The 22,307-nt window shown below is 67.3% G+C and carries 26 protein-coding genes and 1 tRNA gene; 7 read left to right on the forward strand and 20 right to left on the reverse strand.

The window, feature by feature from the left end:
- The first annotated feature begins 117 nt into the window (after positions 1–117).
- Entirely contained in the window at positions 118–981 is an 864-nt protein-coding gene (htpX, locus tag OHA64_RS28645; RefSeq protein WP_405617806.1) for a zinc metalloprotease HtpX, read from the forward strand.
- A complete protein-coding gene (locus OHA64_RS28650) occupies positions 978–1,370 on the forward strand; it encodes a YccF domain-containing protein (RefSeq protein WP_405617808.1) in 393 nt (130 codons plus the stop codon). The genes htpX and OHA64_RS28650 overlap by 4 nt, the downstream gene beginning before the upstream one ends.
- 34 nt (positions 1,371–1,404) lie before the next feature.
- On the opposite strand, the gene OHA64_RS28655 is transcribed toward OHA64_RS28650, so the two are convergent.
- Positions 1,405–2,652, reverse strand: coding sequence for an APC family permease (locus OHA64_RS28655; RefSeq protein ID WP_405617810.1), 1,248 nt, complete (start codon positions 2,650–2,652; stop codon positions 1,405–1,407).
- A gap of 170 nt (positions 2,653–2,822) precedes the next feature.
- Here OHA64_RS28655 and OHA64_RS28660 point away from each other — a divergent pair, with 170 nt between their 5' ends.
- Entirely contained in the window at positions 2,823–3,089 is a 267-nt protein-coding gene (locus tag OHA64_RS28660; protein ID WP_405617812.1) for a GlsB/YeaQ/YmgE family stress response membrane protein, read from the forward strand.
- Positions 3,090–3,395: 306 nt separating this feature from the next.
- Here the strand turns inward: OHA64_RS28660 and OHA64_RS28665 are convergent, their stop codons facing one another.
- Positions 3,396–3,884: a YajQ family cyclic di-GMP-binding protein gene (locus OHA64_RS28665; RefSeq protein ID WP_405617814.1), complete on the reverse strand. Its 489-nt coding sequence runs from the start codon at positions 3,882–3,884 to the stop codon at positions 3,396–3,398.
- Positions 3,885–4,117: 233 nt separating this feature from the next.
- On the opposite strand from OHA64_RS28665, the gene OHA64_RS28670 reads away from it, so the two are divergent.
- Positions 4,118–4,199, forward strand: a tRNA-Tyr gene (locus OHA64_RS28670).
- A gap of 184 nt (positions 4,200–4,383) precedes the next feature.
- On the opposite strand, the gene OHA64_RS28675 is transcribed toward OHA64_RS28670, so the two are convergent.
- From OHA64_RS28675 to OHA64_RS28745, 15 genes are all read right to left on the reverse strand, one after another.
- Entirely contained in the window at positions 4,384–5,763 is a 1,380-nt protein-coding gene (locus OHA64_RS28675; RefSeq protein WP_405617816.1) for a tyrosine-type recombinase/integrase, read from the reverse strand.
- A 63-nt stretch (positions 5,764–5,826) separates the two neighbouring features.
- Positions 5,827–6,012 (reverse strand): helix-turn-helix transcriptional regulator, encoded by a 186-nt coding sequence (locus OHA64_RS28680; RefSeq protein WP_405617818.1) that lies wholly within the window; start codon positions 6,010–6,012, stop codon positions 5,827–5,829.
- 185 nt (positions 6,013–6,197) lie between these two features.
- Positions 6,198–7,343: a DUF3631 domain-containing protein gene (locus OHA64_RS28685; protein WP_405617820.1), complete on the reverse strand. Its 1,146-nt coding sequence runs from the start codon at positions 7,341–7,343 to the stop codon at positions 6,198–6,200.
- Positions 7,340–7,750 (reverse strand): hypothetical protein, encoded by a 411-nt coding sequence (locus tag OHA64_RS28690; protein ID WP_405617822.1) that lies wholly within the window; start codon positions 7,748–7,750, stop codon positions 7,340–7,342. Before OHA64_RS28690 ends, OHA64_RS28685 begins: the two co-directional genes overlap by 4 nt.
- Complete coding sequence (locus OHA64_RS28695) at positions 7,747–8,649, reverse strand: bifunctional DNA primase/polymerase (RefSeq protein ID WP_405617824.1); 903 nt, start codon at positions 8,647–8,649, stop codon at positions 7,747–7,749. Before OHA64_RS28695 ends, OHA64_RS28690 begins: the two co-directional genes overlap by 4 nt.
- 89 nt (positions 8,650–8,738) lie before the next feature.
- Positions 8,739–10,013, reverse strand: coding sequence for a DNA cytosine methyltransferase (locus OHA64_RS28700; RefSeq protein WP_405617826.1), 1,275 nt, complete (start codon positions 10,011–10,013; stop codon positions 8,739–8,741).
- Positions 10,014–10,102: 89 nt separating this feature from the next.
- Positions 10,103–10,567 (reverse strand): hypothetical protein, encoded by a 465-nt coding sequence (locus tag OHA64_RS28705; protein WP_405617828.1) that lies wholly within the window; start codon positions 10,565–10,567, stop codon positions 10,103–10,105.
- Between the two features lie 202 nt (positions 10,568–10,769).
- Positions 10,770–12,887 (reverse strand): FtsK/SpoIIIE domain-containing protein, encoded by a 2,118-nt coding sequence (locus OHA64_RS28710; protein WP_405617830.1) that lies wholly within the window; start codon positions 12,885–12,887, stop codon positions 10,770–10,772.
- Positions 12,888–12,988: 101 nt separating this feature from the next.
- Entirely contained in the window at positions 12,989–13,306 is a 318-nt protein-coding gene (locus tag OHA64_RS28715) for a hypothetical protein (protein WP_405617832.1), read from the reverse strand.
- Positions 13,307–13,308: 2 nt separating this feature from the next.
- The gene (locus tag OHA64_RS28720) at positions 13,309–13,656 is read right to left on the reverse strand and encodes an RRQRL motif-containing zinc-binding protein (RefSeq protein ID WP_405624151.1); all 348 of its coding nucleotides are present in this window, start codon (positions 13,654–13,656) and stop codon (positions 13,309–13,311) included.
- Complete coding sequence (locus tag OHA64_RS28725; protein ID WP_405617834.1) at positions 13,656–14,516, reverse strand: protein spdB; 861 nt, start codon at positions 14,514–14,516, stop codon at positions 13,656–13,658. Before OHA64_RS28725 ends, OHA64_RS28720 begins: the two co-directional genes overlap by 1 nt.
- On the reverse strand, positions 14,513–14,791 hold the full coding sequence (locus OHA64_RS28730; RefSeq protein ID WP_405617836.1) for a DUF6303 family protein: 279 nt from the start codon (positions 14,789–14,791) through the stop codon (positions 14,513–14,515). The genes OHA64_RS28725 and OHA64_RS28730 overlap by 4 nt, the downstream gene beginning before the upstream one ends.
- Positions 14,788–15,234, reverse strand: a complete 447-nt coding sequence (locus tag OHA64_RS28735) for a Pycsar system effector family protein (protein WP_405617838.1) — start codon at positions 15,232–15,234, stop codon at positions 14,788–14,790. The genes OHA64_RS28730 and OHA64_RS28735 overlap by 4 nt, the downstream gene beginning before the upstream one ends.
- Complete coding sequence (locus tag OHA64_RS28740; protein WP_405617840.1) at positions 15,231–15,503, reverse strand: DUF6284 family protein; 273 nt, start codon at positions 15,501–15,503, stop codon at positions 15,231–15,233. Before OHA64_RS28740 ends, OHA64_RS28735 begins: the two co-directional genes overlap by 4 nt.
- A 128-nt stretch (positions 15,504–15,631) precedes the next feature.
- Positions 15,632–15,796 (reverse strand): hypothetical protein, encoded by a 165-nt coding sequence (locus OHA64_RS28745; RefSeq protein ID WP_405617843.1) that lies wholly within the window; start codon positions 15,794–15,796, stop codon positions 15,632–15,634.
- Positions 15,797–16,416: 620 nt separating this feature from the next.
- Between OHA64_RS28745 and OHA64_RS28750 the strand changes: the two genes are divergently transcribed.
- Together OHA64_RS28750 and OHA64_RS28755 are read left to right on the forward strand one after the other, a co-directional pair.
- Positions 16,417–17,175 (forward strand): XRE family transcriptional regulator, encoded by a 759-nt coding sequence (locus OHA64_RS28750; protein ID WP_405617845.1) that lies wholly within the window; start codon positions 16,417–16,419, stop codon positions 17,173–17,175.
- Positions 17,176–17,177: 2 nt separating this feature from the next.
- Positions 17,178–17,651, forward strand: a complete 474-nt coding sequence (locus tag OHA64_RS28755; protein ID WP_405617847.1) for an NUDIX domain-containing protein — start codon at positions 17,178–17,180, stop codon at positions 17,649–17,651.
- Here the strand turns inward: OHA64_RS28755 and OHA64_RS28760 are convergent.
- The 3 genes from OHA64_RS28760 to OHA64_RS28770 all read right to left on the reverse strand — a co-directional run bounded on the left by OHA64_RS28760 (position 17,639) and on the right by OHA64_RS28770 (position 19,947).
- Positions 17,639–18,205: an HD domain-containing protein gene (locus tag OHA64_RS28760; protein ID WP_405617849.1), complete on the reverse strand. Its 567-nt coding sequence runs from the start codon at positions 18,203–18,205 to the stop codon at positions 17,639–17,641. The genes OHA64_RS28755 and OHA64_RS28760 overlap by 13 nt on opposite strands.
- A gap of 1 nt (position 18,206) precedes the next feature.
- The gene (locus OHA64_RS28765; protein ID WP_405617852.1) at positions 18,207–18,665 is read right to left on the reverse strand and encodes a GntR family transcriptional regulator; all 459 of its coding nucleotides are present in this window, start codon (positions 18,663–18,665) and stop codon (positions 18,207–18,209) included.
- Between the two features lie 211 nt (positions 18,666–18,876).
- Positions 18,877–19,947, reverse strand: a complete 1,071-nt coding sequence (locus OHA64_RS28770) for a DNA cytosine methyltransferase (RefSeq protein ID WP_405617854.1) — start codon at positions 19,945–19,947, stop codon at positions 18,877–18,879.
- 141 nt (positions 19,948–20,088) lie between these two features.
- On the opposite strand from OHA64_RS28770, the gene OHA64_RS28775 reads away from it, so the two are divergent.
- Positions 20,089–22,185: an ATP-binding protein gene (locus tag OHA64_RS28775; protein ID WP_405617856.1), complete on the forward strand. Its 2,097-nt coding sequence runs from the start codon at positions 20,089–20,091 to the stop codon at positions 22,183–22,185.
- The last annotated feature ends 122 nt before the right edge of the window (positions 22,186–22,307 follow it).

Here is a 22,307-nt window from a genome sequence, read left to right on the forward strand (position 1 = left end):
TTCACCAAAACGGGAGGGTCCACTGGACGTGACACCGCGACACCAGTGGCACAGCTGATCACCAAGGAAGATCACCAAGCAAAGGGTTCCCCTGCTGTACGACTTGGAGGGCGTACCGTGCACCGCCGGCACAACGGGCTCAGGACCGCAGTACTCCTCGGGGGACTGTCCGCACTCATCATCGTCATCGGCAGCTTCTTCGGCCGAATGGGGCTCGTCATCGCGGTCGTCATCGCCCTCGGGACCAACGCGTACGCGTACTGGAACAGCGACAAGCTGGCTCTACGCGCGATGCGGGCCCGCCCGGTCAGCGAGTTCGAGGCCCCCGCCCTGTACCGCATGGTCCGCGACCTCTCCACCCAGGCCCGCCAGCCCATGCCCCGGTTGTACATCTCCCCGACCGAGGCACCCAACGCCTTCGCGACCGGCCGCAATCCGCGCAACGCCGCCGTGTGCTGCACCGACGGCATCCTGCGCCTCCTGGACGAGCGCGAACTGCGCGGTGTCATCGGCCACGAGCTCAGTCACGTCTACAACCGCGACATCCTGATCTCCTCGGTCGCCGGGGCCCTGGCCTCCGTGATCATGTTCCTGGTCAACTTCGCCTGGCTGATCCCGATCGGCCGCTCCGACGACGACGAAGGACCCGGACTCCTCGGCATGCTGCTGATCATGATTCTGGGCCCGCTCGCCGCCACCCTCATCCAACTGGCCATCAGCCGCTCGAGGGAGTACGAGGCCGACGCCTCCGGCGCCCAGCTCACCGGAGACCCGCTCGCCCTCGCAAGCGCCCTGAACAAGCTCGAAGCGGGCACCAAGCAACTCCCGTTGCCCCCGGAGCCCCGCATCGAGACGGCGAGCCACATGATGATCGCGAACCCCTTTCGTCCAGGCCAGGGACTCTCCAAGATGTTCTCGACCCATCCGCCCATGGCGGAGCGCATCGCCCGCCTCGAGAAGATGGCAGGTCGCCCCCAATGAAAACCATCCTGAACGTCATCTGGCTCGTCCTGAGCGGCTTCTGGCTCTTCCTCGGATACCTGGCCGCGGGCGTGCTGTTGTGCATCACCGTGATCGGAATCCCATTTGGCGTGGCGTCGTTCCGTATCGGCGTCTACGCCCTGTGGCCCTTCGGCTACACCACCATCGAGCGCCGTGACGCCGGGGCACCCTCGTGTGTCGGCAACGTCCTGTGGCTGGTCCTCGCGGGCTGGTGGCTGGCCCTCGCCCACATCGTCACCGGCATCGCGCTGTGCCTCACGATCATCGGCATCCCGTTCGGCATCGCCAACTTCAAGCTGATCCCCGTGTCGCTGCTCCCGCTGGGACGCGAGATCGTGCCCACGGACCAGCCCTTCGCAGCCCGCTGACGGGCGGACCGAGGGCGAGGGAGGCGGGGCCCCACTACCCCCGCCTCGCCACCCACCGCCGTACCCCGTACGCCACCACGCCGACCGCCAGTACCCCCGCCCCCACCACCACCGAGACCGCCGGAAGCGCGAACGCCAGTACCACGCAGCCGAGCAGGCCCGCCGCCGGTACGACCCGGGCCGCCGGAGCCGAGGAGAGCGTCCAGGCCGACGCGTTGGCCACCGCGTAGTACGCCAGCACGCCGAAGGACGAGAAGCCGATCGCACCCCGTACGTCCACCGTGGCGGCCAGGACGGCGACCACCGCGCCCACGGCCAGCTCCGCCCGGTGCGGGACCTGGAAGCGCGGATGCACGGTGGCCAGCGTGGCGGGCAGATGCCGGTCCCGGGCCATGGCCAGCGTCGTCCGTGAGACGCCCAGGATCAGGGCGAGCAGGGAGCCCAGCGCGGCCACGGCGGCGCCCACCCGTACCACCGGCACCAACCCCGGCACCCCGGCCGCACGCACCGCGTCCGCCAGCGGAGCGTCCGCGTGCCCCAGGCCACCCGACCCCAGCACGGACAGGACAGCCACCGCCACACACGCGTAGACCGCCAGCGCGATCCCCAACGCCAGGGGGATCGCGCGCGGGATGGTGCGCGCCGGATCCCGCACCTCCTCGCCGAGGGTCGCGATGCGCGCGTACCCCGCGAACGCGAAGAACAGCAGACCGGCCGCCTGAAGGATCCCGCCCACACCGCCCGAGACCCCGATGTCCAGCCGCCCGGCGTCGGACGCTCCCGACCCCAGGCAGACGACCACCACGGAGGCGAGGACAGCCAGGACCACCGCCACGATCGCCCGGGTCAGCCAGGCGGACTTCTGGACGCCGCCGTAGTTCACCGCGGTCAACGCCACCACGGCCGCGACCGCGACCGCGTGCGCCTGTCCCGGCCAGACGTACGCGCCCACGGTGAGCGCCATCGCCGCGCAGGAGGCGGTCTTGCCGACCACGAACGACCAGCCCGCGAGATAACCCCAGAACGCCCCGAGCCGCTCGCGCCCGTACACATAGGTGCCGCCGGACGCCGGGTACAGGGCGGCCAGCCGTGCCGACGAGGTCGCGTTGCAGTACGCGACCACGGCAGCGACCGCCAGCCCGAGCAACAGCCCGGAGCCGGCCGCGCGTGCCGCGGGCCCGAGGGCGGCGAAGATGCCGGCGCCGATCATCGAACCCAGGCCGATGACGACCGCGTCGCCCACGCCGAGGGTGCGCCGCAGATCAGCACCGGAACGAGTCATGCGCCGCACCCTACTGACCGCTGCAACCACAGGGTGCAGCCGTCTCGTCCTGCTCACCAACACGGCGTGAAGACTCGCGCGACGAGCAGAGCGCACGAACCCAGCCCGAAGCGACCCAGATCACAGCGCCGGGACAGCACGGGCACCAAATGGAAGGGCAGGTTCAGAGCATGAGCATCATCAGCTGGATCATCCTCGGCCTGTTGGCCGGAGCCATAGCCAAGTTCCTGCTGCCGGGCCGTGACCCGGGCGGCTTCGTCGGTACGACGATCATCGGCGTCGTGGGCGCCTTCCTCGGCGGCTGGATATCCGCCCGTTGGCTCGACCACCCGATCAGCAAGGACTTCTACGACGGCGCCACGTGGGCGGCGGCGATCGGCGGCTCGCTCGTCCTCCTCGTCGTCTACCGCCTTCTGTTCGGCAACTCGCGCGACTGAGCGCGCCGCGACACATATCCCAACAGGCCTGTAGGGCAGGTGCTTTGACGAGGAGAAGAAAGAGCAAGCCGGAGGTACGGAAGGACTGGGAGGAAGGAAGAAGGGTGTGACGAGGGCGATTTGCCCAGGTCACACCCTCGTCTCGCGGCTCCGCCCAACTCCGCCCGGGTCCCCTCCTCGGCTTCTGGGCGGCAGAACCGGTCACCGTGTAGTGACGGCGACCGGTTCCTGCCTCGGCTCCTGCGCGGCAGAACCGGTCACCGTGCGGGGAAGGCGATCGCTCACCGGTGGCTACCGATGGTTTGGTTACCGATAGTTCACGAACTGCAGAGCGAACTCGAAGTCCTTGCCCTTGAGGAGGGCGATGACGGCCTGCAGATCGTCGCGGTTCTTCGAGCTGACCCGCAGCTCGTCGCCCTGCACCTGGGCCTTGACGCCCTTCGGACCCTCATCCCGGATGATCTTCGCCACCTTCTTCGCGTTGTCCTGGGAGATGCCCTCCTCGATCGACGCGAAGATCTTGTACTCCTTGCCGGAGAGCTGAGGCTCACCCGCGTCCAGCGCCTTCAGCGAGATCCCGCGCTTGATCAGCTTGGACTGGAAGACGTCGAGGACGGCACTGACCCGGTCCTCGGAGTTCGCCTCCATCAGGATCTTGTCACCGGACCACGAGATCGAGGCACCCACGCCCTTGAAGTCGTAGCGCTGCGAGATCTCCTTGGCGGCCTGGTTGAGGGCGTTGTCGACCTCCTGCCGCTCGACCTTCGAGACGATGTCGAAACTGGAGTCGGCCATGTCCTGTGGCTCCTTGTATCGGGGTGCGTATAGGGGTGCGTACAGGTACGTATCGGCGTACGTGGGGGCGGGCGCCGAGCCCGGCAGTCCCGGGCCGCATCCGGACAAGCCTAGCCACCCACCGGCGTTCGAGCGCAGATCAATCAGGTGGCGAAGCACCCCACCGCATCAGGTATTGTTTACGTCGTTGCCACGGAGCGCCGCCGAAAAGCGGCTCGAAGGGCAGCAACCCCGGCGGTGTGCCCGAGCGGCCAAAGGGAGCAGACTGTAAATCTGCCGGCTCAGCCTTCCCAGGTTCGAATCCTGGCGCCGCCACAGTGGGTAAGTTGAAACGGGACCCCCTCTGACCAGGTTATTTACCTGGTCAGAGGGGGTCTTTCGTTGCCTTCCCCTGTTCGATTCGGTGTGGACGGGGCGTGGACGTGTCTCACCTCGTACCGCCCGTATCCCACCGTTGATCAGTGTGCGTCCCCCAGGTGTCCCCCGGGGGTGAGCGTGATCACTCCGGCTCGTTCCACTCCCGCAGGGCCGCATCGATCCGGCTGTTCGCACGCTCTCGAGTCTGGTCCAGCACCTTGGCGTACACCTTGTGCAGCACCGCGATGCTGTGGCCGGCGCGGCGGGCGCACTCCATCGCGTCCACGCCGGAACTGAGCCAGAACGACACTCCGGCGTGCCGCAGGTCGTAGGGGCGGCGAGCTAGCAGCGAGACCGTCTCCGCTTCACTCAGCACGTCTTTCCGGGCCCTCGCCCACACCTCCCCGTAGCCGGTTTCCTGTAGCAGGCCGTTGCGGTTCGTCCGGAAGAGCCGGCCATCGGGCGCCGTGCCGTGCGTGGCGATGTGCTGCCGCAGCAGGCGGACGAAGTGTGGCGGGATCGGCACGGGACGGGAGTCCTTCTTGGCGCGGGCCTTCAGGTGGCGCATCTCGTGTGCCGCCCCGTCGTCCGTCCAGCTTCGTCCTGCCCGGACGACCCCCTGCCGCAGCGTGAGCATCCCCCACCCTGTTTCCGGAAGGTGGCACTGGCTCGCACGCAGTCCGGCCGCTTCGGCCGGGCGCATGGCCGCGTAGTACAGGCACCCGAAGAACGCTTCCAGGTGTCGCCCCCGGGGCCCCTGTTCACGCACCCCAGCCAAGAGAGCGCGCACCTGACGAGGGTTGGCGACACTCTCGGGGTCCACCTCCTCCACGGACTTCGGGGCGGTCCATTTCACGGCCGTGATCGGGTTGACCGGGAGGGCGAAGTACTGCTCTTCCACGGCGAGTCCGAGAACGTCGCTCAGACATGCCCGCTTCCGCTTGGCGGTGCGCGGTGCTGCCGCCTTCCCGTCCAGCCGCAGGGCGAGAGCGTCGAGGGCCAGGCGCACGGTCGCCGGGTCTTCCAATGCGGAGACCGGCATGGAGTGCTTCGAAATCCAGGCGAGGGCGCGGGCCACGTCGTCCGGCGGGGTCTCGTTCCAGCGGTTCCGGTTGTACGCCCACCCGTACAACGCGCGTCGCATGAGCGCGATGTCAGGCATTCCCGTCTTCGTCTTCACGAGCGCGGGGGTGATCGTCGCCAGCGCATCGGCGTAGTTCTTCCGCGACTTCGCCGGCGCCAACACCCATTTGCGGTCGACGTACGCACGGGTGTGCTCGTACCAGGTGACCGAACCCTGCTTCGCTCGCAGCTCGGAGACCGGCAGGCCCGTCTCTTCGTCGAACTGGTCGCCGCGTCGCACAGCGGACATGAGTTCCGAGCGGCGGCCTTCCGCCTGCACCTTGAGCGTGTAGCTCTTGGAGTGCTTGCGCTCCCCGACCAGCCAACGGAGGCGGTACGGCTTCGGCCGGTCTTTGCGGATTTCGATGGAGTAGAGGCGAACGTCGTACGTCAGTGACATGCAAACTCCAGAGGGGCCCACTGGAAGCGGGCCCCTCGTGTCTCGTGTGCGGGTGATGGTCGATCAGGCGGCGTCTTCCATCGACGACCACCAGGCGTCAAGGTCGGTGCGGCGGCAGCGGAGCTGTCCGTTGGGGAGTTTGATGAGCTTGGGAGCCTTGCCGCGGGCGCGCATGCGGTAGAAGGCGGCGCGGCTCATCTCGATCTCTTCGAGGACTTCACGGAGCTTGAGTTTCTCGGTGCTGCGCAAGGTCGTGACTCCTTCGGGGGGGGGAGGTGTCCCGGGGGCCTCTCTGAGGGGCGCTACTTCCGCTACCGCCGCTACCTCGCAGGTCAGGGGCCTGTTCGAGGTAGCGGGAAGGGGTAGCGGTAGCGGATAGGTAGCGGCGGGGTAGCGGCACTTTCCGGCGCTTGCCGCTACCCCATCACTGCTGGTCAGGCCACGTTTTCGGTGCCGGGTAGCGGAGGTAGCGGACTTTCGGGGGGTGGGGGGCAGTAGCGGGCCCATGCGTCCCAGAGATCGGCGGCGTGGTAGCCCTTGAGGACGCTGCCGGCGGTCTTGATGTTGCGGGAGGCGATGGGCTCGTTGTCGGCCGTCATGTACTCGGCGAGCATCTTGGAGAGGCGCCGGTTGTCGAGCGGCTTGCCGTGGAGGTCGGCCCATGGGGCGTCGTCCAGGGCGTTGAGCCGGTCGAGGATGGCGACGGTGGGCAGGCGGTCGATGCCGACCATGACGTGGTCGCGCAGGTCGGTCAGCAGCCGGACGCCCAGGCTGCCCTTGTCGTTGGCGCGGGAGGCTTTGACCAGGGTCAGGCAGGCTTCCCGGGCCCGCTCGGGCCAGTGGCCGCCGGCCGCGTCGGCGATGGCGAGCAGGGGTTCCCACACGTCCGCCGGGCGGTCGGCGACTCCGTCGGGCATGTCCGGCCATGCCCCCATGACGAATCCTCGGGCCTGCTCTGCCCACGTGGCGAGTCGGTCGCGGAGCTTGTGCCCCTCGGCTTCGTGGATGCGGGCCCGGAAGGGTTCCACCTTTTCGTTCCTGGCCCGGCGGCGCATGCGGATGATGACGGAGCGGGTCAGGATCGTGTCGGGCAGCGAGCCGAGACCGGCGACAGCCACCGCGCAGTACGAGGGGAAGGCTTGCACGGTCTGGTTGCCGCCGTCGCCGATGCACCGGTAGGTGACCCCGGTGCGGCGGTGTCCGGCGTTGAGGAACCCGCGCAACTCCTCGTTGTCTCCTGCCTTCGGGCCGAAGACGGTGTCGATCTCATCGAACAGGATCGTGGGCTTGCCGCCGGGGCCGGAGACGGACCGGAACAGTGCGGCGGCGGACGCGTTGACGGCCGTCATGGGCTGCGGCACGAGGGTTTCCACGATCTCCAGCGCCCGTGTCTTGCCTGACCCGGGCTCGGGGGAGAGGAAGGCGATGCGGGGGGTGGAGTCGAAGCAGTCGAGCAGGTGGGCGTGTGCGTCCCACAGGGCGACCGCGACGAACGCGGCGTCGGTGGGGAAGACGTTGAAGCGGCGGTGGAAGGCTTCTACCTCGTCCAGCAGCGCGGCGCCGTCGATGGTGGTGGTCATGCGGCGGCCCTCCCTTCGGTGGGGGCGGCGGGCGTTCCGGTACAGGCGGACTTGTGGGCGTCGTAGTCGGCGACCAGCGCGGCCACGTTCCCGGGGCCGGTGGCGGTGGAGGTTTCTCCGCAGGTGCAGGCGTAGGCGGCGGTGGGGGTGCTGCCGTATCGCTTGGACCAGCGGGCGCCGTCCCAGTGGTCGCGGTAGACCGGCGGGGCGGAGATCCGGATACCGGGCTGGTCCGGCGTCGGGTCGGTGCCCGGGTGCGGGTTCGAGCGAAGGGCTGTCACGACGCCCTTGCGGGCGGCGCTTTTCGGAGCGCCTTCGGTCGGACGGGGTGCGGCCGGTCCGGCGATGGTCGGGCCGGCCGGGGTGGGCGTGATGCTCTTCAGGGAGGGGCGGGGAGGGGTGCTCATGCCGTCCTCCGCCGCTGGTTGTGGGCGATGGACCAGTTGAGGGCGCTGCGGAGGGTGGAGCGGCACTCGGCGACGGTGAGGCCGGCCGCCTCCCCCGCCTCCTGAAGAGCCTGCTCGACCATGTGCCGGGGGAGGTCTCCCCACGCGACGAACCGTCCCAGGGCGCGTGCGGCCCGGAATAACGCGGCCTCGCGCCTGCCGTGGGCGGCGCCCGCAACGTTCCGAGCCTCACGGGTGAGTGCTACGTCCGCGTATCGACGGGATTGCCCCATCATGGCCACTGACGGCGCCTCAGAGGGTTTGGGGGCCGGACGGAGGATGCTCAGCAGCCATCCGGGCACAGCGACCGTCTCAGGGCCGCACAGAGCCTCGTACGGTCCCGCCGGGGTGGTGCTTCCGGCGGCGACGACATAGCCGCCCCATCCGCGGGTGTCGACTGAAGCGGCCACCGTGCGGGCGGTGTTGGTCAGCCGGACCCCGGGCGGTGCGGCGAAGTACAGGTGCTCACCGCCGCTCGCGGTCCGGGTGCGGTAGGTGGTGGGAACGGCGTGGCCGGCGCGCTCGCAGAGCGCTGCAAAGGTCGTCACGCCGTCAGGCGTGTCGGAACTGCTGTGATCCTTGGGCACGTCGAGGTCGATGACGAGCAGCCCGGAGGGGCCGGTGGCGATACCGACGTTGTACGGCGCCCTGGTCCAGGTGGCGCGGATGATGTCGGGGTTGGTGGTGGCGCGCTGTTCCCACTTGGCGTGGCCGCTCTCGCACGGGCCGGTGCGGGGGCAGGCGGTCTCGCCGTGCAGGGCGGGCCGCTTGGTGCCGGGCCGGAGTGGAAAGACGTGCCAGCCGCGTTCGGCGGCGTCCAGCGCTGCGGACAGCAGCGCGGCACGGGGGTCATGGGTCATGCTGGAGGCCTCCAACAGGTCTGTTGTGGACTGGTTGGCAAGGGCGGTCCCGGATCTTTGGCGAGACGAGGGGGCCGCCCTTGGCGTAGTTAGGCGATGTCCAGGGCGAGCTGGGCCGGGGCCGCAGTTTCGGGTGCGGATTCGGCGGCCAGCAGGGTGCGGTAGGCGAGGGCGGCTTGGTGGATGACGACGCCGTTGCCGAGGATCTTGAGCTGGTCGGAGCGGGAGAGTCCCAGGTCCGTGCCGGTGACCCAGCCGGGGTCGGCGCCCATCATCCATTCCACGAACGCCGGGGACAGCCGGCGGTTGCCCTTGATACCGGGTTCGGTCGGCTCGGGGGCGGGGCGTCCCAGGACTTGCTCCCAGCGGTGGATGGCGGGTCCGTAGTCGGTGCCGTTGGTGGCGACCCACTGTCCGTCCAGGCGGACGGCCTGGCCGGGGAGGTAGTAGTTGCCCGCTGTGTCGCGCTGGTTGGGCCCGCCGTGCGGCCCGTCGGATGCCTTGGGGGTGGGCAGCAGGTTGACCACTACCTCATTGAGGGGGCGGGAGTTGGTGCCGAGCAGGTTGGAGGCGCCTGACTTCCAGTCGCGTGCCGCGGGGGTGGGCAGCAGGGTGACGGCGGTGCGCAGGTTCATGCCGCCCTGGCGTTTGGGTGAGGTGCCGGGGCCGCCGGTGCCGTCGGCGGCGGCCGGGGTGGGCAGCAGCCTCAGGCCTCGGTCGGGGGCAGCAAGAAGACCACTTCGTCCTCCAGCGTGGGCCCGTGCCCGCCGGCTTTGCGTTTGTCCGGGTGCTGGGGTCCTCCGTTGCGCCCGAGCTGTGAGGTGGGGGTCTTCAGCAGCGGGATAGGCGACGGCGAACCAGCGGTCGCGCCGGTGGCAGGCTCCGACTTCGGGATCTCCAGCGCGTAGGCACATCCATCGCGCGTCGTACCCGATCGCGGCCAGGTCGGCGGCGACGACGTCAAGTCCCCGGCTGCGGAGGGCGGCGACGTTTTCCAGGAAGACGAGGCGGGGTCGAAGGTGGCGAATGGCTTGGGCGATGGTTTTCCAGAGTCCTGAGCGGTCACCGGCGATTCCTCCCCGAGGTCCGGCGTTGGAGATGTCCTGGCAGGGGAATCCGGCGGTGAGCGCCGCCGGGCGCGGCATCGTGGTGGCCAGTGCCGCGAAGTCGACTGCGGTGATGTCGCCCAGGTTGGGGGCGTGGGGCAGGCGGGCGGCCAGCAGCCGGGACGCGGCGGGGTCCTTCTCGCCGACCAGGACCGTGGGCAGGCCGGTGACGGCTTCCACGGCCTGGTCCAGCGCACCGGAGCCGGTGCAAAAACTGATGTTGCCGCCCTCCGGCGACGCGAGGGGGCCATGGGTCATGCTGGGTGCCTCCAACAGGTCTGTTGTGGACTGGTTGGCAAGGGCGGCCCCGGATCTTTGGCGAGACGAGGGGGCCGCCCTTGGCGTAGCTAGCCGTGGAAGTGGTTGCGTTTGATCAGGGCCTTGCGGATGTTCACGGTCGTGCCGCTGCGGTGGCCGTTCGCGCTGAAGACCTGCACGGCGATCCATCCGCCGAAGATGACGGCCGCGAGGGTGATGAGCTGGGTGATGAACGCGGTGAGGGCCGCGATGAACGACGTGAGCAGCAGCAGCCCGCCGCAGACCGCGAGGAACCCGACGCCTCCGAGGGCGACGTTGACGGCCGTGCGGGAGACGGGCGGCTTGACGGCGAGCGGTTCGGGTTGGGCGGGGTTGATGGCGTAGCCGGTGACGACGCGGCCGTCGGGCAGGACGATGCTCGCGACCGTCGGGACGGTGCCCGGCTGCATTGCGACCATCGGTGCCGGCGTGATGGCGCCGGGGGTGATGGGGGTGGGGTGGTGGACTTCCACGGCCCGTTCGGCGGGCGCGTGGCGGGGTGTCTCGGGGTACATGCGGAATCCCTTCCGGCAGTTGGTCAGGGAGGCAGGGACACCCCCTTCGGGGTGCCGTGTGGAGGGGTGTTCGGGGGCTGACCTGCGGGCCTCCCTGACTCCCTGAGCGATCATTTGTGCAGGTCAGGGTGAGGGAGCCGGGTCAGGGAGGGGGTCAGGGAGTTCTCCCTGTCTCCCTGACCCGCCGGGGGTCGGCTCCCTGTCATCCGTCGGCGGAAGCGGAACCCTCGGTGTCGCGGTTGGCGAGGGCGCGGGCGAGGCGGTCGCGGGCGACGACCATGACGCCGTCGGACTTGTACGGCTCGGCTCCGGTGCCGTCCAGGACGCGCTTGAGGTCGATGAACGACCACCCGCCGTAGGCGTCCGCGTTGAGCGTGCCGAGCCGGGACAGCACGTCCTTCGTGCGCACCCGCTCCGCCGTGCCGACCACGGCGGCGATGTCCGCGAGCGGGTCACGGTCCGGGTCGCGGTCGATGGCGTGCAGGGTGGTGACGCCGTCGCGCAGCGCCTTGGCCCTGTCGGTGATGGCTTCGGCCGCGTCGTCGTCGATGTAGTGCGTGCGGACCGTGATGGACGACTGTCCGGCCGGGATGGTGATGCCGTCGGAGGCGACGACCAGGGTTCCCCGGTCCAGGCCAGGACGCAGCAGATTCGGCGCCGCGCCGCCGTCGACGGCCTTGTCTCCCAGGGCCATGCGGGCTTGGGATTCGGTGCCCAGGGCGAGGGATGCGCGGGTGTGGGCGCCCTCGCGGACCAGCTTGGGAAGGTTCTCGTTGGTCGGGTCCTGGGTGCCCTGCCACATCAGGACGTTCACGGCACGGCCCTGGTTGTGGATCTTCCGGACGGCCATGAAGTAGCGGGAGTTGGCCTTGGACCCGCCGTAGGGGCGCTTGTCGGCGTCCTTGGCCGGGCACATGAACGCCACCTGCGCTTCGTCGACCAGCACGATCAGCGGCGGGAACACGGTGCCGGGCGGCGCCTGGATCCGGCGGTTCATCTCGTCGACCGCGCCTTCAACCATCTCGGTCACCTGGATCACGTGCTCATCCGTCGGCCCCTGGATCAGGGTCGTGGCCAGGCCGTCGAACATGGCCCAGTCGCCCACGCCCTTGAGGTCACCCATGAGGAACTGCACCGACTTGTCCAGCGACAGCCACAGCGCCAGGGAGCGCAGGGCCACGGTCTTGCCCTGGTTCGACAGGCCCGTGATGAGCAGGTGGCGCTGATACAGGCTCAAGCTCGCCGCGTCCCCGCGCAGGTCCTGACCCCAGGGCGCCTTGCCCTTGGCGTAGTCGGCGGTCATCGCGTCGTCGGTGACCAGCGGAGAGGGGCCGATCGGCTCGTCCAGCGCCCCCGAGTCCGCGACCCACAGCCGCACCGTCCGCGCAGCCTGCGGGATCGTGATGAACACCTCGTGCTCATGCCGGGTCAGGTTCTCGGCAAGCTTCCTGCGCTTGCTCTGGACCTCGTTGGTCGACACCCCGGAGGGAAGGGTCACGTCGACCTCGACACCGCATCCAGCAATGGTGATCGGCCCGAGCATGCTCGCGCCGGCGTCGCCCATCTCCTTGATGGCTCGCGCCAGGGCAGGGACTCCGAGGTCACGCAGGGCCTTGACCACGATGGACGGCGTAATCGGCTCACCCTCACCGTTGCGGACGTTCGCCGGCAGTGCCCAGTTCGGGGCGGCCTGCTGCTTGCGGCCAACCGACCACAGGGCCAGCAGGGCGAGGAACGGGCCGATCGTGAGCGCCGGACCCCACACGACCTGAACGATCCGGATCAGCAGGGCGATGAAGTCGATGGTGGCCGTGAGCGGGGTGACCACGTCCCCGACGTGGCCCGTGTTGAGGGCCATCACGACGCCAAGGGCAACCAGAACACCAACGCCCATGCCAGCACCGACGGCCACGCCCTTGGCGGCCTCCACGGGCGAGTGCAGGAGATCCATGCGGCGGTGATGGCGGGCGGCGCGAAAGCGCTGCAACCGCTCCTCCCACTCTTCCGCCGCTTCCAGGTTCCCCGCGGCTTCCGCCGCCCGGATCATCCGCTCATAGCGCGATCCGGTACGGCCGTCCCAGGTCCGGCGGGCCACGATCCGGCCGCCGTTGAGGGTGTAGAGACTGTGCCGGGCCGCCGCACGCACCGTTGCCCGGGTCGACTCGTGCGTGACGCCGGACTTGATGGCGCGCCCGGAGCGGACCCACAGCGGCACGGGCCGGTCCGGCGGCGCGTCCGGCACGACGGTGAGCACGGTGGGGGCGGTGTCATCGGCCGGGGGGTCGGTGGGCTTGTGGAGGTGAACGACGTTCTCAGACATGCTGAAACTTCTCCTGACTGCCCCTTCGAGGGCGGGAGTTAAGGAAGGCGCCGGGGTGGCCGGGTCCATGGAAAGAGCGGCCACCCCGGCGTGATGACTGGTCAGAACCAGCCGGACGACTTCCGCTTGGCCTTCTCGCGGGCGGCCTCGGTCGTAAGGCGCTGCCGTTCCGCGTGCAGGGCGGTCAGCTCCGCGTTCAGCCGCATCTCGGCCGCGTTGCCGGTCGTGTCCATACGCTGTTCGTCACGGCCCGCGCTGCGGCCCCGGGCCACCTTGTAGGCGCCGCCGGCCAGGGCGCGGGCCATAGCCCGGCGCTCGCTGCCGTTCAGCGGCCACCACTCGCCCCGGCGGACCGCTTCCAGTTTCTTCGTCGTCGTCTGGATCTCTCGGTCCAGGCGGCGGATATCGGCGTTGCGCATGGTCAGACGCTCCTCGGAGAGTCGGAGGATTCGGGGTAGGCGCAGGGCACGCAGGTGCCGAGCGAGGTGGGGATGACGTAGCCCGCATCGCGGCGGCACTGCGGGCAGATGCGGCGGGCCCGGTTCGCGGCGGCGAGCGCCGCCCACCGGCCCGGGGTCATCGGCCGCACGGGCTTGGCGAGGTCGACGCGGTAGAGGTAGGCGACCAGCGGCCCGCGGCGGCGGCGTGGCCGTTCGAGCTGAGCGGCCACGCCCTGACCACCGGGCCGCAAACCGCGCGCCCTGAGTTGGCGACGGGTGGCGTAGCCGTCCGGAGCCAGGCGCCACCGGAACACCGGCAGCGCGCCCATCAGGCGACGCGCTTCCACGCGGCCCGTAGGCGGACCTCGGATGCGGAGTGGCCGGCCGCGCGGAAGCGGGCCGCCATCTCCCGGTACGACAGGGCCGGGGTCTGGCTGTGACGGATGTCGTCGACCAGGACGTCAAGCGCGTCGTCGGTGAGGGCGGGTACGGCTTCGAGCGCGGGTGCTCCGGTCGGCTCACTCGGGCCCCACACCGGCAGTTCCCAGCGGGCCGTGACGCCGGGTGTGACGGGGCTCGTCACGCTGGTCAGCGCCCTGCCGGTCTCCTCGCCCTGCCGGGCCGTTTCCAGCGTCGACCACGCCTGAGAGAGCGTCTGTGCGGTCCGCGCTTGGACGTGGGCGACGCGGGCCCCGGCGTCCGTCACGGCCGTCAACCGGGTCTCCTCGGTGGCCGCTTCCGCCCTCAGCCGAGCTCGGGCCACAGCCGCCTCATCGCGGGCCTCCTGCCGGATGCCCCGGATGGCGCCCAGCGCGTTCGGGGTGAGCGCGGTGCGTTCCCACATCGAGTGGACCAGCCACAGCGCCTTGGCCGCGATCGGCAGCCACGCCACGGCCAGCCACGCACCGGCGGAGTCCTCAGCGGTGAGCGCGTGGGCGACCAGGACACCGGCGGCGATGAGGCCGAACGACCAGCCGACGGCGGTCACGGTGCGGTTGTGGTCGCCCTGGGCTGCGAGGCGGCGTTCGTAGGCGAGGGTGGCCAGCCATCCGCCGTCGATGCCCAGACCGACGACCACGGCCACCGGCCACGGCACAGCCCTGCCCAGCCACATCACGACCACGGCCAGGGTCAGCACCATGGACACGGCCGTCATCGCGACGGCCGGAAGAACGGTCTTGGCACTCATGCGGCGGCCCCTTCCGGCTCGCGCACGTCCACGGCCGCGATCAGGACGACCGGCGTGCTGTCGTCGAACGGCTTCTGGCTGTCCTCGATCCAGGACCACTTGGCACCGGGCGCGACCTCGTAACCGAGGGAGGCCAGCGCCTCCCGGCGCTGCGCCCCGGTGGGCACCGGGCCGGACTCCCACCGGACGGTGGGCCACTCGCTCTCGCCGTACAGGACGACGTACAGGCGCCACGGCCCGCCGTCGCCCGACATCTGCGCGGTCAGCGTGTTCACAGCACACCTCCCGCCGTGAGCAGGGCGGCGAGGATGAGCAGGGCGCCGCCGGTCAGGGTGAGGTCGACCGCGCGGCGCAGGCACGTGAACTTCGCGACCGCGAGCCGGGACAGCCCAGCGATGTCGGCGGCCAGATCCCGGGCGACGGCGGCGCCGATCTCGTCGGCGGTGAGCGTGGCCCACAGGGGGAAGCCGTGCCGGCCTCCAAGGTTGGGGCGCACCGACCGCAGCAGCAGACCGGCCGCCGCCACCAGCAGCGCCAGCCCGGGAACTCCCGCGACGATGGCGGGCACGGTCAGCGGCACGTCGCGGGCGACCGTCCAGGTGCCCGCGAGCACCGCGCCGACGAACGCCAGCAACAACGCCGTCTTGGTGTCGGTCCGCGTGATCTCCGCCTTCACCTCAGCGTGGGCGGCGGTCAGGTTCCGTTCGGTGGCGCTCACGCGGCACCCCCGGGAAGGCTCGCACCGGCTGCGTTGAGGTTGAGCTGTGCGACGCGAGCGGCGAGCGCCCGGCGGCGGGCCCGGCGGATGCGGCGGGTGTCCAGCTCGGTCGGGGTGCGGTCGAGGGTGATGATCTGCGCGTCGAGCAGGTCGACGTCCGCGAGGATCGCGGGCATCTCCTGCTCGATCGCGTCCAGCTCAGCGGCCGTCGGCTCCATGAAGTCGGCGAACGCGGTAACAGCGTCCTGAACAGTGACGATGTGGTTCATTGGGTCGTGTTCTCCCTCGCAGGTGGTACGGCCCGAAAGCGGCCCCGGAGTTGCACCTCCGGGGCCGCGCGCCGTTGATGGTGGAAGCCGCGTGAACCACACGCGGCGGTGAAGCATGGGGTGCGGTTCTACTCGCTGTCGGTGTCCTCGGTGCTGACGCCCTCGCCCATCACGACGTCGCCGTAGACGACGCCGCCGGACACGCCCACCTGGTCACCCAGCACCACGGACCCACCGAAGGTGACGTCACCGTCACCGAAGTTGAAGACGGCTCCGCTCTTGTTGTCGCCCATGAGGACCCCTCTCGGATGTGAGCGCGGGTCTTTCCCGGCTCCCCTCAGCGCTGCTCGTACGAGACGAGCAGCGGAGGCAGCCGGCGCGGCGCTAGCCGCCGCGATTCGGTGGAAGGCGACCGGTTGGCCGGGGCACTCTGTGGTGCCTGCGGACTGGGGATGAATCGGCGCCGTCGTGCCGGTCGATCACGGCCGCGCCCATCGTTTTCGTCGACTCACTGACGCTCCTTGATGGCGTTGAACAGGGGATATGCACTGCAAGGGGGACCAAGTCCCCACTCTCCGGCCGTTGCTCGCGGTCACCGGGCCACCTCGCCAGTACGGGCCGAAACCCTGTTCCACCTGGCCTTTAGCGGGATTGCAGCGTCCCCGCCCTCTGCGTATGCGGCATGAGCCGCTTCCACCGAGTTGTTGCGTTCCGTAGATGCAGTACCTGTTTTACAGGTACTGCATAGGGGTCCGTCAAGTACAGCGACCGAACCTCTTGGCTTTGTGCCGGAACTTCTTGGTGCACCATCAGAATCGCTGCAGGTCAGGGGAGTTGGGCACCCCATACGTGGACAGCTCGGGGAGTTCTGGCTACCGTCAAGAAGTCCCTAGACGTCCCTCGGGGGGTACAGATGTCCAACGAACGTTTGAGGTCCGCCCTGTTGGCCCGGAACATGACGGTCCAGAGCTTGGCCGAGGCGATCGACGTCAACCCGAAGACCATTGAGCGCTGGATCACGCAGGGCAAAGTGCCGTACCGACGCCACCAATACGCGACGGCCGCAGTGCTCAAGGTCGATGTCACGACGTTGTGGGAAGACGACCGGGCCGTCGACACCGCAACGGACCTCACCAAAGCGGAGATCGCCACGATCTACCCGCACCGGCACACGGTGCCGTCCGCCCTCTGGCGGGAGATGTATGGCAGGGCACAGCAGAGCCTTGACGTGCTGGTTTACTCCGGGCTGTTCCTCTCTGAGGACCCCCTGTTTCACGACCTTGTCAGGGCGAAGGTGGAGGCGGGCGCAAAGGTGCGCATCCTGCTCGGAGACCCGGACTGTGCCGCCGTCCGACAGCGTGGCGTAGACGAGGGGCACCAGATCATGGGCGGCAAGATCCGCAACGCTCTGTTGCTCTATCGCCCGCTCATGAGGAGTCACCCGGAAGTCGGCTTCCGGCTGCATGACTCGACTCTCTACAACTCGATCTACCGGTCTGATGACGAGATGCTCGTGAACCCCCACGTGTACGGCATTGGGGCCTACATGGCGCCCGTGCTGCATCTGCGTCGCCTGCCGGGCGGCGGACTGTTCGACACGTATGCGAATAGCATCGAACACACCTGGGAGAACGCACGGCCGATCACTGATAGCGACATCACGGGAGCCTGACCATGGGACGGATCGACTACCTGCACGACCCCGACGCCCCGCCGGCCAACTCGGTAGTGCCGTCCGTCGTGGCGTTCGTACAGAACGACGCGGGACAGGTGCTCATGATCCAGCGGTCCGACAACGGACGCTGGGCACTGCCCGGGGGCGGGCACGACGTGGGGGAGTCCATCAGCGACACCGTGGTGCGTGAAGTCTGGGAAGAGACCGGGATCAAGGCCGAAGTCGTCGACATGTCCGGGATCTACACCGACCCCGGACATGTGATGCAGTACGACGACGGTGAGGTGCGCCAACAGTTCAGCATCTGCTTCCGCGCACGGCCGATCGGCGGTGAGGTGCGCACCAGCAATGAGACAACACAGGTCCGCTGGGTCGCCCCAGCGGACCTGCCACAACTGGACGTCCACCCGACGATGCGGCTCCGCATCGAGCATGCGTTGGATCGGACGCAGAAGGCTCCTTACATCGGCTGACGCTTGGCGGCGGTGACCAGGTCGAGCACTCGTGAGGTGCACGCAAGGATCTCAGGCTCGGCCCGGCGGATGAACGTACCGATCAGGCTGTCCGGCCCGTACCGCCCAGTGATCTCGTTGACTCGGTCGATGGGGTTCGTGGGCGTGCCGTCCGGCGTCGTGTTCATGTCGCAGTAGCAGAGCGCGTCATTAAGGTGCGCGCCCTCGCGGAGGAACTCGCCCTCCAGCTCCTTACGCAGGCCGCGCGCTTCTGCCTCCATCCAGGCACACGAGTGATGTGCCACCAGGTTCGTGACGCGTTCGTCAGCGCGCGCCACGTCACGGAGGTAGCGGGCGCCGTCCAGCGGGTGAAGGCCCGTCTTGACCAGGTCCGGGGAGTAACCGATGTCGTGGAGGACAGCCGCGGCTTCCAACAGCTCGGCGTCCTGCCCGAGGATGAGCGCAATGGAGCGCGCCCGTTCGGCGACCCCCAGAGAATGCTTCCACCGTCGCGGCAGCGGCTCGGCGAGCAGTGACTCAGCGAGGGGATAGGCCCACTCCGTCAGGTCCGACAAGCTACGAACGCTCCTCTCGAATCGGCACAGCGCGGACGGTCCGCACCCTGCCTTGCCCTTCGCTCGCCAGCACGCCGGCGGCTTCCAATTTGTCGAGTGCCTTCGTCACGGTGGGACGTGAGACTCCGAACCTCTCGGCCAGAGTGCCCGCGCTGGGGAACTCTGCCCCTGCTTCGAGCCCGTCATCCGTGACGATGTCCGCGATGCGTTCTTCGAGTGGCCGTCGGTCGACGTGTTCACCTTCACGTACGACGCGCCACCGGCCGCCTCGTACCGGCTCGGCAACACCGTCCCTCTGCAACGCCTTGAACGCGCGAAGCACCACCCCGCGTGAGACATCGTGGTCGCGCATGAGGTCGGCGGCGGGTGGAAGGTGCGTCATCTGCGGGTTCGACTTGATCTGGGCCTTCACCACTTCCGCGACCTGCAAGTACGTATCTCGCGGACTGGCCTGCGGCACGTGGCCTCCCCTTTATCGGTCTTCGGTCTTCTGCCCCATCGTGGCATGTCGGTTGGCGGTGCCCATATGTCTCGCCTCAGGTGATCGACTCACCCGGAGATCCGGCTTGGACCCCGGGCGCCCCTGATGGCGCAAGATTCCTCTGAAAGCGCAGGCCACAGGCAATAAACAGAGCCGGGCACTCGCCGTTCTGAGGTGGTGCATACCAGCGTCAGACTGTTGCGGGTTGCTTCGAGGTGTGAGCACGGGGCTGGTCGAGAATTGAACGTGCGATCAAACCTAGACCCTTTGCCATCCGCACCGGAACCGCGTTCCCAATCTGACGTTCAATGGATCCGTACTGTCCGTGGAACTGATACGTGACTGGAAAGGACTGGAAGGTTGCAGCTTCCCTCAGCGTCAGTCCGCGGTTTTCGGTCGGATGGACAAAGCTTCCACACGCTGGCGTCGTGCATCTAGTAGTCATAGTTGGCGCAGGCTCGTCGAGTTTGATGCGTCCGTACGAACCCGATGCTGACCGATTACTGAGTCGGCGATGGCAATCGAGCTGATGTTCCTCGGGCAGATCAAAACGATTGCCGCCGACCGGAATTGCTGCGATCCTGGCGAGAACCGTCTCACTGCTCTTGCGGTAAACGCCGAGTGGATCGTCAGACTTGGAATGGCGAGCAAGGTGTGTAAGTGCCTGACTTGCCGTTTTCTGCCTAGTCAGGAAGGTGTTAGGTAGGAAGTCCAAGAGGCTGGCGGCGGGCTCCAAGTGCTGCACATTCAGTCGGACTCCCATTAAGATGAATCGCTTCCGCCGCTGAGGAACACCAAACTTGGTGGCGTCGAGAAGAGCGCTCATGAATGAGTATCCGAGCTTTTCGAGTTCGTCGATGAGTTGCGTGAGCCGGCGATCACGCTTCAACCCGGGAACGTTCTCCAGCAGAATTATTTTCGGAAAATATGCGTCAACGAATCTGGCGACATCAAGCACCAGGTCATTCCTTGCTTGGTCCACTTCACCTTTCGCTAGTGAAGAGAAGCCCTGGCAAGGTGGGCAAGCCTTGAGGAGATCCAGTTCTCCGCGCTTGAGGTTGACGGCTTCCGCAATCTGGTTGGCCGATACTCTGCGAATGTCTGCCTCGTAAAGAAGAACGCGGGAATGATTCCGGCGGTAAGATTCGGCGGCTTCCGGGTCGTTCTCTACGGCGGCGAGCACGCGGAAGCCAGCATCTCGAAGGCCCCGCGTAGCGCCCCCGGCCCCGGCGAAGAGGTCGATGGCACTCGGTCTAGACATGGGGCGATCTTAGCCATGTGGTGACGTCAAAGCACCAGTGCCATCTGGCACTTGAGCCGTCGGCCCCTCAAACTGGCCACCCGACGGTGCTCTTGGCGTCGTCGGTCCACTGAGTGCGCCGTCAGGGATTGGGGAGCCGTGATGACTGAGCGAGGCGACAACCGTAGGGCAGAAGCCGAAGAACACGCACAGGATGGCCTCTTCGGGGACGTGCCGCGGCAGGCCGCTGGAAGGCATGACGAGGCCACCTCGGCGACTCGGGATGTTACGGACAAACCCTATGTAATGAAGATCAGTCGTCTCACTGTCGACAAGCTCGGCATCAAGATGTACGACCGAGTTTCTGCGGTGCTCGCAGAGGTAATCGCAAACGCGTACGACGCCGACGCCGAGCGGGTGACTGTTTCGCTGCCGTGGGGTGTGTTCTTGGACGGCCCCGGAACGGCATACGAGATCACAGTTGCGGATGACGGTCATGGTATGACGGCGAGCGAAGTCAACTCGCATTACTTAACAGTCGGTTCGGACCGTCGGAAGCGGTTCGGGAAGGATAAATCTCGGGAAAAGGACCGGCCGGTTATGGGGCGGAAGGGGATTGGGAAGCTAGCCCCATTCGGAATCTGTGAAACGGTTGAAGTCATCACCGCTGGCGGTGAGGCAACGGGGCAAGGTTACAAAGTTGCCCACCTCATCCTGTCCTTGAATGAAATACTCGATGACACGGATGATGAGTATCGTCCCACGCCCGGCCCCTTGGATGGAAGCTGGTCCGCTGAGCGCGGAACAACTGTGAAGCTTCGCGACTTCAGGCGTAAGCGTGTGCCAAACGGGGCCGAGTTGCATCGCCAATTGTGTGCGCGATTCGGAATCCGGCGCATGGACTGGGATGTTGAGATCATCAACACAGAAGATACATTGATCCCAGAATCCTTTCATCTTGGCGAGCTGAATATCGATATCATGCCTGGCACGCGTATCGACCTCGCTGATCGTAGCGTGATGACTATGAACGGCGATACGCTCCCCCTGTCCGGCTGGCTCGCGTACAGCAAGAAGCCATACAAGGATGAAGCCATGGCCGGTGTGCGCATCTATTCGCGCGGCAAAATTGTCTCTCTGACGCGCGATTTCGGAATCAGTGCCGGATTTCACGGTGAGTACAGCATTCGCTCGTATCTTGTCGGTGAAATTCACGCAGAGTGGCTTGATGAAGGCGAAGACCTGATCCGCTCCGACCGGCAAGACATCATCTGGAGTTCCGATTACGGTGATGCACTCAAGCAGTGGGGCCAGGCCATCGTCCGCGAGCTTGGCGCTCGGGGCAGGAACTCGATTCAGAAAGAAACCTGGAAAGATTTCGAAAAAGCCTCTAATTTGCAAACTCGCCTTGAAGAAGACGCGCCCGGCGACAAGGCATTTCAGGATTCTGTCAGGCAGGCTGCCAAACTTCTCGTGAGCGACAAGGACCGGGAAGCCATCGAGGACCCCGAACACGTCGAGAAGGTCTATCAACTCGCCAAGACCATTGGTCCGCACAGGACGTTACTCGATGCCTTGCATGAGGTTGCAGAAGATTCTAGTAGCCCTCTGGACATTGTGCTTGGTCTGTTCCAGAAGGCTCGAATCGCGGAGATGTACTCGCTTGGGCAGGTGGCGTCTGAGCGGATCGAAGTCCTAAACAAGTTGTCGAACCTTATTGACGATGGCTCGACCCTGGAACAGCCGCTTCAGGAGTTGCTGGAGCAAGCTCCCTGGCTACTGGCTCCGGAGTGGACGCCCTTGGGTATGAATGAATCCCTGGAGAGGGTGCGCAAATCCTTTGAATCTTGGTACTTCAAGCAAAAGGGTGTTGCGCTGCTCACTTCAGCCATCAATCGACAGTCCAAGCGCCCCGATTTTGTCTTGTTGCATGATTCGGGGACGCTGTGGATCGTAGAGATCAAGCGGATGAACTATCACCTCACGGATGCAGAGTACGCACGTGCGGTCAATTACCTGGCTGACTTGAACGACTTTTTGGATCAAGTGGACGCGCTAGGAAAGCAATTTCCGGTCCGAAAGCTCACTTTTATCGCCGATCACACCGACAAGCTGAGCAGTGTTTCTCTCTCCTCAGTAGCCAATGACGATCGGATCGAGATCCGCGGCTGGCACGATCTCCTAGATGACACCCTGAGGGCTCATCGTGACTTCTTGGCGCGCGTTGACGACCTGAAGAACGACGGGAGTACGCCGTAGGGGTGATGCCTGCCCGTGGGCCACGGCCGACGACAGCGATAGCAAGGTGCTGCTGTGTCGGCAAAGGGCTTGGGGGGCGGTTAGGAGCTCTCTCCCGTGTTGCGCGGGCACTGCTCGTTCCC

The sequence above is a fragment of the Streptomyces sp. NBC_00076 genome, from assembly GCF_045041235.1.
GTDB lineage: Bacteria > Actinomycetota > Actinomycetes > Streptomycetales > Streptomycetaceae > Streptomyces.